Source organism: Marinomonas sp. BSi20584, from assembly GCF_002792415.1.
Lineage (GTDB): Bacteria > Pseudomonadota > Gammaproteobacteria > Pseudomonadales > Marinomonadaceae > Marinomonas > Marinomonas polaris.
The window spans coordinates 88,394-106,045 of sequence record NZ_KZ454874.1; the positions used below are offsets into that span (position 1 = coordinate 88,394).

Annotated in this window: 15 protein-coding genes; 4 read left to right on the plus strand and 11 right to left on the minus strand. The window is 43.7% G+C overall.

The window, feature by feature from the left end:
- Positions 1–80: 80 nt before the first annotated feature.
- Positions 81–782, minus strand: a complete 702-nt coding sequence (locus TY87_RS07435) for a type 1 glutamine amidotransferase domain-containing protein (protein WP_232617089.1) — start codon at positions 780–782, stop codon at positions 81–83.
- 159 nt (positions 783–941) lie between these two features.
- Here TY87_RS07435 and TY87_RS07440 point away from each other — a divergent pair, with 159 nt between their 5' ends.
- On the plus strand, positions 942–1,835 hold the full coding sequence (locus TY87_RS07440) for a LysR family transcriptional regulator (protein ID WP_100186583.1): 894 nt from the start codon (positions 942–944) through the stop codon (positions 1,833–1,835).
- Between the two features lie 173 nt (positions 1,836–2,008).
- Positions 2,009–3,871: a methyl-accepting chemotaxis protein gene (locus TY87_RS07445; protein WP_100186584.1), complete on the plus strand. Its 1,863-nt coding sequence runs from the start codon at positions 2,009–2,011 to the stop codon at positions 3,869–3,871.
- Positions 3,872–4,007: 136 nt separating this feature from the next.
- Here TY87_RS07445 and TY87_RS07450 read toward each other — a convergent pair whose 3' ends face one another.
- Positions 4,008–5,663 carry a methyl-accepting chemotaxis protein gene (locus TY87_RS07450; RefSeq protein ID WP_072838901.1) on the minus strand — a complete coding sequence of 552 codons (1,656 nt, stop codon included), beginning with the start codon at positions 5,661–5,663 and terminating at the stop codon, positions 4,008–4,010.
- 235 nt (positions 5,664–5,898) lie between these two features.
- On the opposite strand from TY87_RS07450, the gene TY87_RS07455 reads away from it, so the two are divergent.
- Complete coding sequence (locus TY87_RS07455) at positions 5,899–6,258, plus strand: hypothetical protein (protein ID WP_100186585.1); 360 nt, start codon at positions 5,899–5,901, stop codon at positions 6,256–6,258.
- A gap of 30 nt (positions 6,259–6,288) precedes the next feature.
- Positions 6,289–6,843, plus strand: a complete 555-nt coding sequence (locus TY87_RS07460; protein ID WP_100186586.1) for a cysteine hydrolase family protein — start codon at positions 6,289–6,291, stop codon at positions 6,841–6,843.
- A gap of 119 nt (positions 6,844–6,962) precedes the next feature.
- Here the strand turns inward: TY87_RS07460 and TY87_RS07465 are convergent, their stop codons facing one another.
- The 9 genes from TY87_RS07465 to gntR form a co-directional block, all read right to left on the minus strand.
- The gene (locus TY87_RS07465; protein WP_100186587.1) at positions 6,963–8,297 is read right to left on the minus strand and encodes a pyridoxal phosphate-dependent aminotransferase; all 1,335 of its coding nucleotides are present in this window, start codon (positions 8,295–8,297) and stop codon (positions 6,963–6,965) included.
- A 214-nt stretch (positions 8,298–8,511) separates the two neighbouring features.
- Positions 8,512–11,007, minus strand: a complete 2,496-nt coding sequence (locus TY87_RS07470) for a TonB-dependent receptor (protein ID WP_100186588.1) — start codon at positions 11,005–11,007, stop codon at positions 8,512–8,514.
- A 139-nt stretch (positions 11,008–11,146) separates the two neighbouring features.
- A complete protein-coding gene (locus TY87_RS07475) occupies positions 11,147–12,118 on the minus strand; it encodes a FecR domain-containing protein (RefSeq protein WP_100186589.1) in 972 nt (323 codons plus the stop codon).
- Complete coding sequence (locus TY87_RS07480) at positions 12,111–12,638, minus strand: sigma-70 family RNA polymerase sigma factor (protein ID WP_072838907.1); 528 nt, start codon at positions 12,636–12,638, stop codon at positions 12,111–12,113. The genes TY87_RS07475 and TY87_RS07480 overlap by 8 nt, the downstream gene beginning before the upstream one ends.
- Positions 12,639–12,745: 107 nt before the next feature.
- On the minus strand, positions 12,746–13,513 hold the full coding sequence (fecE, locus tag TY87_RS07485) for a Fe(3+) dicitrate ABC transporter ATP-binding protein FecE (RefSeq protein WP_072838908.1): 768 nt from the start codon (positions 13,511–13,513) through the stop codon (positions 12,746–12,748).
- Positions 13,514–13,516: 3 nt separating this feature from the next.
- Entirely contained in the window at positions 13,517–14,473 is a 957-nt protein-coding gene (fecD, locus tag TY87_RS07490) for a Fe(3+) dicitrate ABC transporter permease subunit FecD (protein ID WP_100186590.1), read from the minus strand.
- Entirely contained in the window at positions 14,473–15,474 is a 1,002-nt protein-coding gene (locus TY87_RS07495) for an iron chelate uptake ABC transporter family permease subunit (protein WP_100186591.1), read from the minus strand. Before TY87_RS07495 ends, fecD begins: the two co-directional genes overlap by 1 nt.
- Entirely contained in the window at positions 15,471–16,391 is a 921-nt protein-coding gene (locus tag TY87_RS07500; protein ID WP_100186592.1) for a Fe(3+) dicitrate ABC transporter substrate-binding protein, read from the minus strand. Before TY87_RS07500 ends, TY87_RS07495 begins: the two co-directional genes overlap by 4 nt.
- Before the next feature lie 120 nt (positions 16,392–16,511).
- Positions 16,512–17,522: a gluconate operon transcriptional repressor GntR gene (gene gntR, locus TY87_RS07505; protein WP_232617090.1), complete on the minus strand. Its 1,011-nt coding sequence runs from the start codon at positions 17,520–17,522 to the stop codon at positions 16,512–16,514.
- Between the last annotated feature and the right edge of the window lie 130 nt (positions 17,523–17,652).

Consider the following 17,652-nt stretch of genomic DNA (forward strand, 5'->3'; position numbering starts at 1 on the left):
TCACTTTTTAGTGATGCAAAATAGAAACCCCGCCTCAAGTTTCCTTGAGGCGGGTTTTTTGTGCTTATGGTGATTGGCGCTTATTTAGCCAATTGAGCCAATAGTTTTTCAGCCACTAATTCAGAGCTTGCAGGGTTTTGACCTGTGATCATCAAACCGTCTTGAACTGCAAATGGTGTCCAGTCCGCCGTGTTTTTGTAATCTGCACCGCGTTTTTTCATTTCATCTTCTAACAAGAAAGGCACAACTTCTGTTAATTGCACGGCTGCTTCTTCGCTGTTAGTGAAACCTGTCACGGTTTTACCCTTGATGAAGAACTCTCCGTCAGCATCTTTAATGTTCAAGAAAGCGCTTGGTGCGTGGCAAACAGAAGAGATTGGCTTATTCGCTGCGATGAAGCTTTCGATCAAGGCAATGGATTCTTCGTTTTCAGTTAGATCCCAAAGTGGACCGTGGCCGCCTGGATAGAAGATGGCATCGAAGTCATCTTGTTTCACATCGCTAAGCTTTTGCGTGTTAGTAATAACATCTTGTGCGGCCTGATCTTTGTAGAAGCGTTCAGTTGCTTCGGTTTGCGCATCTGGCGCTGTGCTGTTTGGATCGATTGGTGCTTGGCCACCTTTTGGTGTAACGACAGTTACTTCTGCGCCAGCATCAAGAAACGCGTAATAAGGTGCGGCGAATTCTTCTACCCAAAAACCTGTTTTGTGACCTGTGTCGCCCAAATCTGAATGTGATGTTAGAACGACTAGAATTTTTTTGCTGCTCATAAGACTGTTCATAAGTGAATCCTAAATGTTTGAATGAGTTGTTTTATTAACTTGTGATTAGTCTATCTAATTAATCGAATGAGCATAATGGGGTGAATTTTGACTTCATTAGTCAAATAATTGATACAATAAAAATCTATTACTATTCATCTTAAAAAAAGAGTCGTCACTATGGAAGTCTCCTTTGAGCAGTTAAAAAGTATGGTGGTGTTTGCCCAAGTGGTGGAGCAAGGCAGTTTGACGGCCGCCGCTAAGTTCATGGGGATTTCCCGAGGCGTGGTGAGTTATCACCTGAAAAAATTAGAAGAGCAGCTTGGGGTAAAACTACTGAATCGTACTACTCGATCTTTGTCATTGACCGAAACAGGCGAAGCTTATTATCAGCGTTGCCGAGCCATTGCTTTTCAAGCTCATGAAGCGAACCTACAGATAGAAAAAGCCAAGCAAGAGCCAGAAGGAAAATTGAAGATCTCTTGTCCGGTGAATTTGGGCTTGCAGGTGATTGTGCCGGCGCTGAATGAATTTCGACGACTCTATCCTTTAATCGAACTGAATGTTTCCCTAAGTGATGAAGTGGTCAATATCATCAAAGACGGTGTTGATCTCGCGATTCGTGGTGCTCCCTTATTAGACTCTGGGTTGCAAGCCAGTAAGTTAAAGACCTTTGAGACGTGCTTGTGCGGTTCGCCAGAATATTTTCGTCGTCGCGGCAGGCCGACTAAGCCCGAAGAACTTTATGACCATGATTGGGTGGTGTATACGCCCGCAGCAAATACGGTACATCTTAGCCAAGGCGATAAGTCGTTTAGTTTGTCTGTTCATGGTGGTGTTAGTACCAACAACGCAGCAGCGAGGACGATCTTTTTAGAAGGCGGTAATGGTATAGGACGAATTCCTATGTACGACGCGCTACCGCGTATCGCCAATGGCAGTCTAGAAAGAATTTTGCCGGATTATAAATGCACAGGAATTGATGTTTACGCCGTCTTTCCGCCAGGAACAGCGGAGTCTAAAAAGTTACGCTTATTGCTGGATTTTCTAAAAGCATCCTTTGCTCGGTTTTGATGCGCGATGTTTTTCTGTAACAAACCTTAGTTAGCTTTGTTATTTCCTGTGACGTTTATTATGGAATTGTGCGAATCGAGGATCTTCTGTTTTTTATGAATTATCATATAGATAGATGGAATTATTTTAGTGTAAGTAAGGGATCGTTTTTTTTTGAATGACAGGAGCCAATTGTGCTCATTAAACATAAATTAATTTTAAATACCGTATTATTGGTTGTGGCGCTCGTTGCCATGTTAGGGCTTTTTTATAGTACGCAGAGCAATCTAGAAAAGCTGAACTATGCCAAGAATCTTGTAGTACACCAACAAGTTAATATGCTTACCTTGCGCCGTAATGAGAAAGATTTTCTTGCTCGTCTCGACCTTTCTTATGAAACAAAATTCAACGAGACAATGACTTCTCTTTTTGCGGATCAAACATTACTTGAAAACGTGATGAGTGACTTTGCCATCGATACTGATACTTTGCTGGAGCTCACCGACGATTTTAAAGAATATCAGACAGATTTTACCTCTGTTGTAACGGCATCTAAAGTATTGGGCCTAACACCAGAGACAGGATTACAGGGGGAGCTTCGTGGAGCGGTACATAATATTGAAAGCGAGTTATCAGCCCTGAACCAAGATGCGTTACTTGTGACTATGTTGCAGCTTCGTCGACATGAAAAAGACTTTATGCTGCGCAGTAACCCTAAATATATTGCCTCTTTTAATAAAACCTTAGACCAGTTAGAAAGCAACTTACGCAATGCTTCATTGCCAGCGGGTAAGGTTCAGTTATTAGTGTCTCTTTCTGACCAATATAGAAAAGGTTTTAACCAATATGCGGATGGAAAAAAAGCCTTAGGTTTGAGCAGTAAGGAAGGAAAACTACTGGCCATGCGTGAGTCTATTCATAAAACCGAAACTGCGCTCGATTCATTAGAAGCTCAGCTAACGTCGGTTATTCAAGCTAAAACATCTTTCGCCATGATGATGACAACTATTCTTTGTGGCGTCATCATTGTTGTTGGAGTATTTGTGGCGTGGATTATTAATCGTACGATCAATTCGGCATTGAATACTATCCAAGCGACGATGCGAGACATTCAAACGACTCACAATATAGGTTTACGCGTCGATTTGCCGGCGAAAGATGAGATTGGTTTTGTTGCTTCCAGTATTAACGACATGTTGACGGATTTTAGTCGTGTCATTGCGAATGCAAATCTTACTGTACAAGAGATGAATACCACCACAATGCAGTTGTCACAGAACGCAGCAAGAACCTCAGACGATGCACAGAAACAGCGAGCAGAGACAGATATGGTTGCTGTATCGGTCACCGAAATGGTGGGCACAGTGGAAGATATTTCCCGTAGCATGGAAATGGCTGCGGCGAAGGCTCATTCAACGCAAGAAAATGCACGACAAGGGCAGTCTAAAGTGAACTCTGCGATTGATCGTATTCGTCAGCTTTCAGACAGACTTGAAGGCTCTGTCGAAACCGTCAGTGCATTAGCAAAAGAAAGCGAAAGCATTGGAACTGTTTTGAACGTTATCCAAGGTATTGCCGAACAGACTAACTTGCTAGCGCTTAATGCCGCTATTGAAGCCGCAAGAGCAGGTGAGCAAGGCCGAGGCTTTGCTGTTGTTGCCGATGAAGTACGTGCCTTGGCAAGTCGAACTCATTCCGCGACGGAAGAGATTTCTGACATTATTGTTACCTTGCAAGAACGCACCAAAGGTATTGTAGCTCTGATGGAAAATTGCCGTCAGGATGGTGCGTTAAGTCGCGATGAAGCGGCGACGACCGGAACCGTACTTGAGCAGATTATTCTTGATGTAGAAGAAATTTCAGATATGGCGGGTTCTGTATCAACCGCGATTGAACAGCAGACTATCGCTGCAAACGAAATTAGTAAGAACGTCGACACAATACGTGAAATCACCGAAGACACGTCAGAATCTGTGGCGTTGAACTCTAAGGCGAGCCAGGCTATTGCAGATCAGGCCGAATCGTTAAACCGTAGCATTTCGATTTTTAAAGTGTGATATAGGTTGCGATAGAAATAGCCAAAAAAATAACTAGAAGACTTAGATTAAAGTCCTTAGGTTAAGGAACTTAGAGATAGATGAAGCCAAACATTCAACTAAAAGAGCTTGGTTAGAATGTTTGGCTGATTGCATGTTAAATCGAGAATCTCTGTACGCTGATTATTAGGCTTTGCGCAATATCCTTAAGGTGATGGGCCGCAGTAGAAACCTCATTGACCGCTTCACTATTTGATTTATTAAGCTGAGCACTTTCCTCGACACTTTGTGCCACTTCGTTACTCGCTTTGCTCTGTTCTGCTAGTATCATTGTTATTTGGTCTAGCGAGTCTAGAACTTGTCTCGTGCCATTTTCTATTTCACGCATGGCAATGCCAGTTGCATCGACACCGTCTATGACGGGTTGCATTTGGCTTGCGCTACTTTCCATAACGCCAATCGCAATTTTGGTATCTCTTTGGATCATGTTGATAGTGTCAGAAATCTCTGCGGTGGATTTGCCGGTTTTTTCAGCAAGTGTTCGCACCTCATCTGCAACGACTGCGAAACCTCGTCCTGTTTCTCCAGCTCTTGCTGCTTCTATGGCAGCATTTAATGCTAGTAAATTGGTTTGATCTGCTATTTCTTGGATGACGCCGATGACACTGTAGATTTTTTCCGATTGAGATCCCAGTTTATGCATGGACTGAGTGGCTTCTTGAATGGATTGAGCAATGTTTTTGATGTCGGTGATGTTTTTTTGCATCTGTATAGCACCACTTGATGAAGCATCACGAGCATTACTCGATAACTGATGAGCTTCATCTGCGCTGCCTGAGACTTGGCTGATACCGTAAGTGAGCTCTTCTACTGACGCGGCAATAGTAGCTGAAGTATCACTTTGTAGAGTGCTGCTAACCGCAACTTGATGGGATGAGGCCGCTAATTGTTGAGATGAACTGACAAGGGAGTGACTAGCATCTCGGATTTGTTCTATGACGCCCCTGAGGGCTATTTGCATGGTGTGCATTTGAGCGAGCAAGCTAGTTTTATCGTCTGATTTTAGAGTGATTGCAGTGGTCAGGTTACCTTCTGAAATACTTTTAACAATGCCTGCAGCATAGGCCGGATCGCCACCAAGCTGGCTCATTACATTACGATTAATCCAAAGTGCCATTACAATAATCAGTAAAACGATGGTAAAGCAAATGACTAGTGATTGGCTTAACGCGCTTTGGCTTGTCTCATCAAGAAAGCCTATTTGCTCTGTAATTAAGGTGCCGTATTCTTTTTCGGATGTTTCTACAAGTGTATCCATGGCTGCTAAAGCTGGGCGATCAATTCCTTTCACCATTAAGTCTATTTTTTGACCAGAATTACTATCTTTTGTATCGAATTTATCTAATGCCGATTGATATCTATCACTCAGTTGATTGTGAAGTAATGCCAGTTCATCGATCTTTTCTGATCCTATATTAAGTTCCTTCATTAATGCTTTGGCCTCAACCAGATCTTCATGAACTGCTTCACGATGTTGTTTGAATTCTGCGTTATATTTCGTATAGTTTTGCGGGTCGTTTCCTCTTATTAAGGCATCTTTAAAGGCTTTTACTTGCAAAAGTAAGTTCATTTTTGCATTTTCAATCGCAAGCAAGTTATTGCTTTTAAGCTGAATAGTCTCAAGGTTGTTGTGGGTGGTTTTACCACTAGAGGAAATAGTTAATACTCCGTTTATTCCTATCGAGGCAGCTCCAAGGATAGCAATAATAGCAAAAAGCCAAAGTCGGTTAGCGGTCGTTAGATTTGTGCGCATGGAGTTACATCCTTATGTTTGAGTTGTGTTCTTATTATGTCGATGCAAAATAAAAGTGTAGTTCAGGGATTTTTGTTTGTTTTGTTATTTGCTTTGAGTAATGTACTTTGTCGTAAATAGATATTTTTATTTATAGGATGAAGGCAGCATTAAGTCGAAGAAGCAGATAGAGTACGTATACCAAGTGACTAATTTATAATTCATGCTTTTGTGCGTGTTATACAGAGGGAATGTTATGTTATATCGATTGTTGTTGTGTTTGCTTCTTGGAAGCTTTGTATCGGTTTCTATGGCCGCCAATAATGTTTCTGAAGACCAGCAGAAGCTAACTCAAACTGTCTTTGAGTTAGAGCGAAGCGTGGCTATTTTGCAATTGTCCACTGCGTCTTTAGGTGATTACCAATCGCTTGCTACAAAAATGGCCCACGTTAAATCATTAGAATATCGCGTGAATTTTCTTGGCAACCTAACCTTTCTGTTATGCATGGCGTTAGTGGTTTTCTTTTTTAAATTGCGCAATCAGCAAAAGCGATTGTTAGCGCTTGAAAGTCGAGAAGATGAAAAAAACAGTGAGCAGCAAAAGAAAGACATCTAAATACAAATACTAAAATCAAAGGGAAGGGTAATGTCTAAATCGATTGTTTTGGTGATCATTGATATGCAGCAAGGCATGTCTTGGCCACAAGCTGGTGAACGTAATAATCCAAATGCTGAGCAAGAAATTGCTGAGTTATTAGCGCATTGGCGAGCCAGTCATGCACCGATTGTTCATGTACGTCATTTGTCGACAGAGCCCGAATCTTTGTTTTGGCCAGAGCAAGAGGGTGTGTTGTTTCAAGACGCCTTTCAGCCATTAGCCGATGAAAAAGTCATTGAAAAATCGGTTCCAGACGCTTTTACCTATTCTGATTTGAATGTTTGGCTACGGGAACAAGATGCGCAAGCCTTGGTCGTCGTTGGCGTCAGCACGAATAATTCTGTGGAATCAACTGTGAGAAGTGCTGGTAATTTAGGCTTTAAGACCTATGTGGTTAGCAGTGCTTGTTTTGCTTTTGAAAAAGACGATTTTTTTGGTCAATCGCGCAGTGCCGATGAAGTACATGCTATGTCACTTGCCAACCTACATGGCGAATACGCTACCGTAATAAGCCAAGATGAAGCGTTTGCTCTGCTTTCTTGAATTAAGCAGATAATTAAAGGCGTTGTTGTAAAAAAGAACGCGATAGTGTCGATTGAAGGGGATTTAAGTTGATTAATTCCGTTTCAATCGAAAAAATCGCGAGCAATGGGAGTAACGCGTTAAGCAGGATTAAAACGCGCTTGAAAGGCATTTAATCGTGTTTCAAGATCCGCTAGTTGTTCATCTTTTACCTGAGAAACACAAGCGCGTGCGCCTTCTACTCTTTCGGAACCTGTATTTAGCAGGGATATGGCGCTAATTCCATGGTAGAGCAGAGCTTCCAGTAAGCTATCACTATCCATTCCTGGATAAGAGAAAGTAAAATAGAAACCATCGCTCAGGGCCTTGCCGTTATCTTCGGCATACACTATTTCAAAACCATGGTCGACGAATAGCTTTTTCATGATGGCTGCGCGTTTCTCATAAACCTTAGTTAGGTTTAAAAAAGGCAATTCCCCATCATTGGCGGCTTTCAACATGGCGGCTAAACCATATTGTGCCGAATGCGTAACGCCAGCGGATAATCCTCCCATAGCACCGAAGGTGATGGCTTTGCCGAACTGTGTTTGCCCAAAATTAGTTTTTAAGGTTGCAAACTCTTGTTGGTAAAGCGCATCTGAAATGACCAAACTTGCCACTCGTTGACCTGCATAGCTAAACACTTTAGAGCTTGAAATCAATAAAATGTATCGATCGGTATAATGCGCAACACTAGGCTGATAAGGAGCTTGGCCGGGTGTTGCATAGTCTTCGCGGTAATCCATACCAAAATAGGCTAGGTCTTCAATGACAATGACATCGTAGCGTCTAGCTACATCGGCAATGATCTGTAACTCTTCTTCGTTGAAACAAATCCAGGCAGGATTATTTGGATTTGAATACAGTAAAGTGGCGTATTTTCCTGAGGACAGATGTTTTTCGAGCTCTGGTTTCAGTGCTACGCCACGATGATTGTACACATCAAAGCTGCCCCAAGATTGACCTATCATATCGAGCTGACGTTTTTGATTTGGAAAGCCTGGGTCAATAAATAATGTAGCGCCTTGCTCTTTCGTGCGGTTGCCGACTAAAAAAGCCGCCGAGGCTCCTTGAGCTGAACCGACTGTTGGAAAGCAACCTGTTGGGCTGACGTTGATATTCATAAACAAAGAACAGAAACGGCTGATTTCCTGTTTCAGCTGAGGAATACCTTCTAGCATTGGGTATTTAGAAGCTACGCCTTGATGCAGCGCTGCGATCTCTGCTTCTATGCCGACACTGGGTGCAGGCAGGCCAGGAACCCCCATTTCCATGCGGATGAATTGCTCACCTGTTGCGGATTCAATACGATTAACCAGCGCAACAAGCTCACGGATAGAGGCTCGTGCCAAAGAGGGAATTCCGGCTTCTTTTAACGTGTGAGTTACCTTGTCAAAATCAATTGGTGTTGCTGTATCTGTAAAGGATAGGGTCATTATTCTGCTCGGCTTTTAAAGGAGGTGAACTTCTCTAGTGAGAATATGTTACCTCATAAAAAACTGAGTTTTTGGACATTCAATGCGAGGAATTTTCGTCTAGTCATTTCAAAAAATAATGCGAGTTTTACGACTTTTTCTTGTGAAGAGTGATGTTAATCGCCAATGGAATGAATTTTATCGGCGATTAACATCACGAGATTACTAGCGTGATTTAGAACTCGGTGGAGACAGATAACTTGATTTCGCGTGGGTTACCTTGTGTTAGGTAACCGCCAGCTGCCGATGCCCAGTAACCTTCATTCATCAAGTTGGTGATGTTTAAACGCCAAGTAATATCTTGTTGAGCAATTTTAGAGACATAACGTGCGTTTACGTCGAATCGTGTCCAAGGATCCAATTCAAGTGTATTGTTCGCATTCAAGTATTGTGGACCGCTGCGAATGACTTTTCCGCCTAGCGTTAGACCTTGTAACGAGCGAATGTCATATTCGCCTCCCAGCACTATTCGATACTTAGCAACACCAACCGCGTCGTTGCCATCATTAGTGCCGTTTTGAGTGTCTTTTAGTTTAGGGTCTAACCATGTCGCCGAGGTATTAATACGCAGACCTGTTAGTGGTTCACCGTATAAACTTAGCTCAAGGCCTCGGTTACGTTGTTCTCCGTAGTAACCATAAGCTTTGCCGGCTTCACCGTAGGCTTCGGGTTTGGTTATTTCGAAAAGAGCAGCACCAGCACCCAATGTTCCATCTTCGAATTTAATTCCCACCTCATTTTGCTCAGAGGTATAAGGTTTTAAGCTTGCGCCTGCGTTTGAATAGTTATTGCTACTGCTGGTTGAGACATTTTCACCTTTTTGTAAGGCTTCTATGTGATTAGCGTACAAGGATACGGTGTCAGTCGGTTTGTAAACAATGCCGTAAATCGGCGATGTGGCTGAGTCATCGTAAGTCGTGTCGACAGAGCCATCGTAATTGTAGTTGTTGACGTTAATTTCTTGGTATCGCACACCAGCTGTAAGCAAAATACGATCATCCATAAAGCCTAAAGTATCTGCAAACGAAAGCCCTTTGGTATCGGTTTTAGAGCGAATATTTGGGTTGCCCATATTGCCATCAGCAAAAACAGTATCTGGATAAGCGATATCAACCGGATTATAAATGTTCGTGTCATAAGTTGGATTAGACATGGTATAAGCGGTATAGGTCTTATTAACAAAACCTGAATAAGCAAGGTTCAATTGGTGGGTCACCCTGCCTGTTGTTAGATCTCCTAATAGGCTGACAGAGGAGGAGAAAGTATTAGATTCATAAGGTACGGACAGTCGTCTGCCAGTGGCGTCACCATTTAGACTATTAACGGTGGGAGAAGAATAATCACCGAACTCTTTGTTCTTATTAGCGCCGAGTGCGCCGTTTAATGTCCAGTCTTGGTTTAATTTATAATTTGCTGAGACCATGCCATATAGTGTTTCTAGTTCAGAGTTTGCCCATGATGGTGCATAGTTGGTTTCAGCGTCAGGGACGGTTGGAACCTCTGTTAAACTGCTGTTTACATGAACAATTGAGCGTCCGCTATCGATAGTTTGTTTTTGGTAACCAACATCGGTAGAAACATTAAGTTTTTTTGATTGGTAATCTACGCCAACACTGATGGATGTTTCTTCACGGGTTTCGTTGTCGATGGCGCTGTCACCATCGCGGTGTAATGCGTTGACGCGAACTCCCCATTGATTGTTACTGCCGAAACGCCGCGCTACATCCGTGCTAATACCGAATTGGCCTTCTGCTGTTGTATCTAGTGTTAAGGCAGTAAGGTCATCATCAGCTCGTTTGGGTTCTAGATTAATCGCGCCACCAATACCAGATCCACCAGGAGTGACACCGTTTAAAAAAGCACTTGAGCCTTTTAATAGTTGCACGCTTTCTACAGCGTTAGTAGAAACGACTTGGCGAGGTAGGATGCCATAGAGTCCGCCGTAGGAAATAGCGTCGCTGTCGAGCTCAAAGCCACGAATCATGAATTTTTCTGAGTAGTTTCCATATCCATGCCCGGATTGAACAGAAGCGTCGTTGTCTAGGACTTCAGCAATGCTTTCTAACTGTTGGTCTTCGATGGCTTTGTTGGTATAGGACACTAAACTGAAAGGCACATTGGAGCTGTCTTGTTCGCCAAATACACCTAATCGACCACCGGATTCAATTTGTCCGCCCTTGTATTCGCTTAGTACGCTGTCGTTAATTTGTGAGGCTGAAACCGCCAAGCCGGACATGGTGTAATCGCTTTGATCCATCAGGCTGTATGTGCCGTCTTGGTTTGGTGTCATGATGAGATTAGTGTTTTGCAGCAAGACATCGATTAATTCAAGAGGAGAGAAGTTACCTGAAACAGCCTCATTTTTGAGCCCTTGAGTTAGAGCCGGATCAAAAGAGAGTGCGATATGATGACGTACCGCAATATCGGTGAGCGTTTTGCCAAGCTCTCCAGCTGGAATCATAATTTGTTGACGAGTTTCTTCCTGCGGAGCATTTTCCGCCATGGTAAATGAGCTGACACCAGCACTCATGATCAAGCTTGTGCCAATAATAGCGGCACTTATCGCACTGTGTAGCTTTGTTTTCAAGAACGGTGTTTTCAAGAAAGGTGTTTTCAAGAAAGGCGACTTCAGAAAATGGGTTTTCAAAAAATGTTCTCTTTGGGCAGCCACTGCTACCTCCTTTTTTAAAATCGTTGGATTATTTGTTTTCTATTTAATAAGCCACTTGAAAAGAAAAAAGGTATCAATCGAAATGAAAATAATTGTCATTAATTTTTGTGGTTTAATTTATTAGCTTGCTAATGTCGTATTAAGCTGGCTCAAGAGTGACCCAATAGCCGCCTAAATGATGCTTGGCTTTAATAGGGTAAGTGTGAGTCAGCATATTAATAATGGTGTCAGTGTTGGATGTTGGAAATGCACCTGACACCATAAGATTTTCGATGTCAGGCGAGATGCGTAAATAGCCCTTTCGATAACGGGAAACTTCCTCAGCAAATTGCTTTAGGGGCATATCATGGGCGGCTATCATTTGATTTAACCAAGCGGTTGTTGTGGGAGATATCAATTGGCTAGACAGCAACTTAAAGTTAGATATTTGGGCTTGATGGCCAGTCTTTATCGTCATCGTTTCGTTATTTTGAGCGAGCTTTGGAGCGACTTGTACTTGTCCGTTTAGTGCAGCAAGCTGAGTAAAACCATCGCATTGACGCACGGTTAATCTGTTGCCCAAAGGTGTTATTGTGCCTTCCTGTGTTTGAATGAGAAATGCGCCGAATTGTTGCGGATCTACTTGCGCTGTGCGTATTTCGATTTCACCTTCTCGCAGTGACAGTAGGCGAGAGCGAGAGTTGAATGTCATATCAAATGCGGTCGCAGTATTTAGTTTCACCAAGGATCCATCAGGCAAGGTTATTTCTTGAAACTCACCTTTTGCTGTCCGGTAATCGGCTGTCCATTGCTGAACTTCAATCGCTTTGTAGCCGCCCCATAAAGCAGGTCCAGCCGCCAGTAACAGCGCCAATTTCCCAATAGCGAAACGACGACTTTCGTCGTCAGGACGATTGAGCACTGCTGCCGCGACACCTTTGGGTAAGGTCTCAACATCTCCCATGAGTCGTTGTACTCGCAACCATGCTTTGCTGTTATCTGAGTTGGCTTCTTGCCATAGTTTAAATTGTGCCTTTTCTTCGTTGGTCAGCGGTGCTTCTTGTGAGCGTATAAGCCAGTCTGCGGCTTCTTCAAGACTCTGTTTTGCTATTAATGTGTTTGCCTTATTCAAAAAAATCCTCCTCCATAAGAGTCAAACACTGCACATAGGCTTGTTTCATATGGCGTTTTACACTGATAAGTGACATCCCCAGCTCGTTAGCAATAGTTTGATATTTCTTGCCTTCGATTTGCGACATTAAAAAAACGGTTTTGACGTGACGTGGTAACTCATTAAGGAGCGCATCAATTTGTTCTAATGTTTGTAAAATAATTTGCTGCTGTTCTTGGGAAGAGGTTACTGGATCTGGAAATAATGCGATGTATTCTAAGTACGTATCTTCCAACGATTTACGACGATAAAAATGACTGACAATTCCTTTTGCCACGGTCATTAAGTAGGCGCGTGGCTGAGTTATAGTATCGACGTCTTGACGAGCGTGAATTCTCAGAAAGGTATCTTGAGTTAAATCTGCCGCGTCAAAGTGGTTATCTAAGCGCTTACGTATCCATGTATACAGCCAATGATGGTTATCTGAATATAGCGCGTGCATAGCACTTTGCTGCACTCTTGGATCCGCATTGTGCGGCATGGAATCGCTCCTATGATTGAAATAAGCAATAAGTGTAAACGATAATTAGTCTCATTAAACTTGTTGGCTACTTTTTTGTCAATCAGCAAGGTTATTGCCAGGATTAATTACTCCACCACACACATTGGTGTTTTGGCGATTGGGTCTTGATGAATTTGCGCATCCAATGAAAAAACCTTTTTAAGTAGCTTCTGCGTGAGTACTGATTCTGGCGAGCCTTGGGTGATGATTTCCCCTTGTTTCATCACGATGAGATGGTCACAATATCGAGCGGCTTGGTTGATGTCATGTAGCACCGTGATGATGGTTTTGCCTTGCAAGTTTAACTTACGCAATAGGTGCATCAACTCTACTTGATGGCTTAAATCCATATAAGTGGTTGGCTCATCGAGCAGTAAATAAGGCGTATCTTGCGCTAAGGTCATGGCGAGCCAAACACGTTGGCGTTGGCCGCCGGAGAGTTCGCTGACCAATTGATCCGCAAGCTCGGTAATGCCCGTCTCTTCCATCATCTTATCTATTATTACTTGATCATCTTTGTTAATCCGTCCCCAAAATCCAGTATATGGGCTGCGTCCATAGGCGACCAAATCTTTGACTTTAATTCCTTCCGGAATAGGCTGAGTTTGCGGCAACAAGGCTAGCTGTTGAGCCAGTTTTTTGGACGCAATGCCGTGAAGGTTTTTACCTTGCCAGTGAACTTGGCCTTCCATCGGAGAAAGAATACGCGCCATGGCTTTTAACAAAGTGGATTTGCCGCAGCCGTTTGGGCCGAGTAACGCGATGATTTTTCCTTCAGGAATGGTTAGGTCGACCTGTTTTACAATGGCTTTATCGTGGTAGCCAACAGATAAATTATGAGTGCTAAGAGACATAAATCATTTCGTCCTAAGGAGTAGCCAAAGAAAATACGGCGCACCAATAATGGCAGTCATAATACCGGCGGGTAATTCAATAGGTGGATCAATGGTACGAGCCACAAGATCGGCAAGCAGCAACAAAATCGCGCCAACTAGCATGGTGGAAGGTAAAAGTATTTGATGGCGTCCACCGACCAATTTACGCGTTAAATGCGGAGCCACTAAGCCTAAAAATCCGATAGGACCACAAATCGCGACACAAGAAGCTGTCAGTCCAACGGCAATCGCTAAAGACGTTAAACGCAGTTTGTTGGCCTTGATACCAAGACTAATGGCACTGTCGTCGCCGAGGTGGATTAGGTTCAGAGGTTTGGCCAGCCAAAGCGCAAAAGGAATGAGCAGCAACCAAGGCAATAACATAGAAAGCTGATTCCAACCGCGCCCCCATAAACTACCCGTTAACCACAACAGAGCGTTGTTTATTTCCAGCGGTTTAACCAGCATCAGAAAGTCTATACAGCTGGCGTATAACGCCGCCAATGCCACGCCGGTAATCGCCAGTTTAATGGTGCTGCTATGTTGACCACACAGCCACCACAACATTAACGCAGCGATCAAACTCCCGATTAGCGCAACAGCTGGTAACCAGCGAATATCGGCATCAGGGAAAAATGTCATATAAAACACAGCCGCCAATCCAGCGCCATGACTGACGCCAAGCACATCGGGTGACGCTAATGGATTGCGAATCACACCCTGCACTAAGGCACCAGCAAGTGCCATCATAGCGCCAACTAACATGGCGAGAATGGTACGAGGAAAACGGTATTCATGAACGGTGAAGTAGTTGGCATTGCCGACCTGAAACCCTTCAAGAATACTTTTAAAGGGGATGGAAACGGCGCCAAACATCAGATTAGCGATCAACAATCCTAACAAGGCAAGTAATAAAATAGGCAGCGAGCGCTTGGCCATTATAAGGTTCTCTTGCGGACGAGATAGATGAAAAACGGCGCGCCGATCAAGGCTAAAATAGCGCCAGCGGGCGTTTCTGCCGGATAAATAATAGCTCGACTGACGGTATCGGATAGGACGACTAAGCAAGCGCCCAGCATCATAGCAATGGGTAAGAACTTACGATGATCTTGTCCTGCTAGCATTCTTGCCATATGAGGAACGAGTAGCCCGACAAAGCCAATCGCACCCACACTACTGATGGCGCTTCCAACCAACAGTAAAACTAAAAAGCTGCCGCCTAATTTTACCCACATGAGCGAGACACCAAGGTTTCGCGCATTGTCGTCACCAAGTTGCAATAGATTGAGCGTTGGGGCAATCAGCATAGCGCCCAATAAACCAATCACACAAACTGGCCAGAAGGAATCAAAGGTTTGCCATCTAGCATCAGTCAAACTGCCAGCTAGCCAAGTAAGTACGCCTGCGGCTTGATCTTCCGCGATGATAATGACGGCTTTGGTTAAGGCCGCGCACAGAGCAGAAATAGCGACGCCAGCCAACACCAATCGGCCGTGCTCATTGCCACCGCGCCATGCACTACCAAGCAACATAACGAAAGCCCACGCAATGCCGCCGCCAATGATGGCTGCGACCGAAGAACCAAGTAGACCAAACCAAGGTGCAATAGTGGAAACAGTCGCCATGCCAAGCGCAGCGCCCGCATTGATGCCTAAAACCGAAGGCGAGGCGAGAGGATTTTGCGTCAGTCCTTGCATGATGACGCCCGCAGCCGCGAGATTAGCACCCACCATAATCCCGATAAGGATTCTAGGTAGTCTTAAATCATGAACAATATGCTGAGCAATACTTTCCTCATCCATATTATATAAAGCGTGTAGAGCATCCATTGGTGTAATCGTGATCACGGACCAACTAAATAAGCTGGTCCATGAACATACCAATAAAAGCAGCAGCAATATTAGACATTGGCCGACAAAAGGCAGACGTATTGAGATCATTTGTTCGCGTTAAAGACCTTAATAAGATCTTGCCCCATGGTTTCAGCGGAAATAATGCCGCGGCAACGAGACCAAGTATTAGGGTTAACCGAATAAATATGATGATTTTTAGCGGCTTTTAAGACAGACCAAAGCGGTTCGTTTTTCCACTTGTCGACAATGCTTGGGGTGACGTAATTGCCGACAATAAAGTAGTCAGGATTCACTGCAAGAAACTGTTCTAAACTGGTTTGACGATAGGCATCGTCACTTCTGCCAGTGTTGGCATTCTTTAAACCTAAGGCGCGAATGACCCCGCCAGCATAGGAATCGGCGGTATGCAGAAACAGCGCGTCATCACGGGCAACACCAAATTGAACTTCTTTGCCTTCAGGTAATTGTTTAGCAAAATTAGCCATTATTTGAGCATGCTTCTTTAAGCGCGCTTGCATTTCTTTGTCTTTGCCAATGGCTTTGCCAATTATGGCTGTGGCGTGAAGGTTCTCTTCATAGGTAGCTCGGCGCGAAGGCAGGATTAATGTCGGTGCTATCTTTTGTAGGTCAGCATAAACCCCTTCATGACGAGAAATATCAGCAATGATGAGATCAGGTTTTAGCGCAGAAATAGTTTCAAGACTGGGTTGAGAGCGAGTGCCAACCGAAGTCCAATCGCCAATTTCTTTGCGAATCTCTTTTAGAATACGTTCTGGATCTTTGTCATCAGCAATACCAACAGGGCTGACGCCAACGGCCGCCAATGCATCTACAAAGGAAAGCTCCAAAACTACGATGCGTTTCGGAACGTAATCTATGCTAAACGTGCCTTTGCTGTCTTCTACACTATTTTTAATGCTGTCTTGTGTCGAAGAAACAGCTTGAACAGAAAGAGATGAACTGAGTAAGAGAGTGGAGAGGGCAATCGACAGCAAGCGCTTCATAAAACAGCCTTTGAGAGGTTAAGAAAACGCGATAATGATAACACTTCTCAGTGGTATTTGAAGTGTTTTCAACGGTTATTGCTGCTTTAAATAGCGCTCTTTATGCTGTGTTGCGGACTTTTAGACACTTTCTCCCGCTTCTATTTTGAACGGTAAATCAATGATTCTTTGTGAAACAGGATTCCCTTGTAAGCGAGATAGTAAATGTTCTGCTGCGAGTCGTCCCATTTCTTCACGAGGTGTGATCACGGTAGTGAGTAAGGGAACCATGGCGCGAGAAATATCATGGCCATGAAAACCGGCGATGCCGATGTCTTGTGGAACTTTAATTCCCGCTTTTTGGCAGGCATAGAGAGCACCGATTGCCAAGTCATCGTTGGTGCAAAAGATGCCATCGGTATCAGGTTGTTGCTGTAACGCGTCTTTTAGGAACGTCGCGCCAAGCGTGAAAGATGACGCGCTATTGGTTTTTAAGCACAAAGGGGTTAAGCCATTGTCGAGCATAGCAGTTTCGTAACCTTTGATTTTGAAGAGTGTTCGTTGGTCCATTCGCGCGGCAAAGTAGACAATCCTTTGTCGGCCTTTTTTGATCATAAACTCTGTCATTGCATAAGCGGCTGCTTCGTTGTCTATGCCAATGGCTTGTTCGATTGGTGGTGAGACAGAATCCATGATTTCGATAACGGGAATACCAGCAACGGCGAGCATCTTTCTTACGCGTTCTGTGTGATAGCTTTCTGAGATGATTAACCCATCGACACTGTAAGACAAAAGTGTGGCAATGCGAGCTTCTTCGGCTTCTTTGCTGTAACCATAGTGAGCTAGCATGGTTTGATAACCAGCGGGTTCTACTACGGACTCGATGCCGCGGATGACTTCGGCGAATACTTGGTTGGTCAAAGAGGGCAGCAAAACGCCAATCGCATGGCTCTTTGATTTGGATAAAATATCGGGTGCTCGGTTTGGTATGTAACCTAGGTCTTCTAATGCTTCGGCAATCTTAGTTTGTAGCGGCGCAGAGACTTGATCTGGATTTCTAAGAAAACGACTCACGGTCATTTTGGTCACGCCAACTAAGTCAGCAACATCTTGAAGAGTAGGGCGCTTGTTTTTCATGTTCGGACTTTTCATACCAGTGACGTATCCATGTTTTGTTACAAGTAACATTATCATAAGCCATTCATGGCTAGAAACAAAAAATTAGCTGTTAGCGGAGCAGGTGTTAATTAAAATAGGATTTATGTTGAAAGTGAGTATTTAC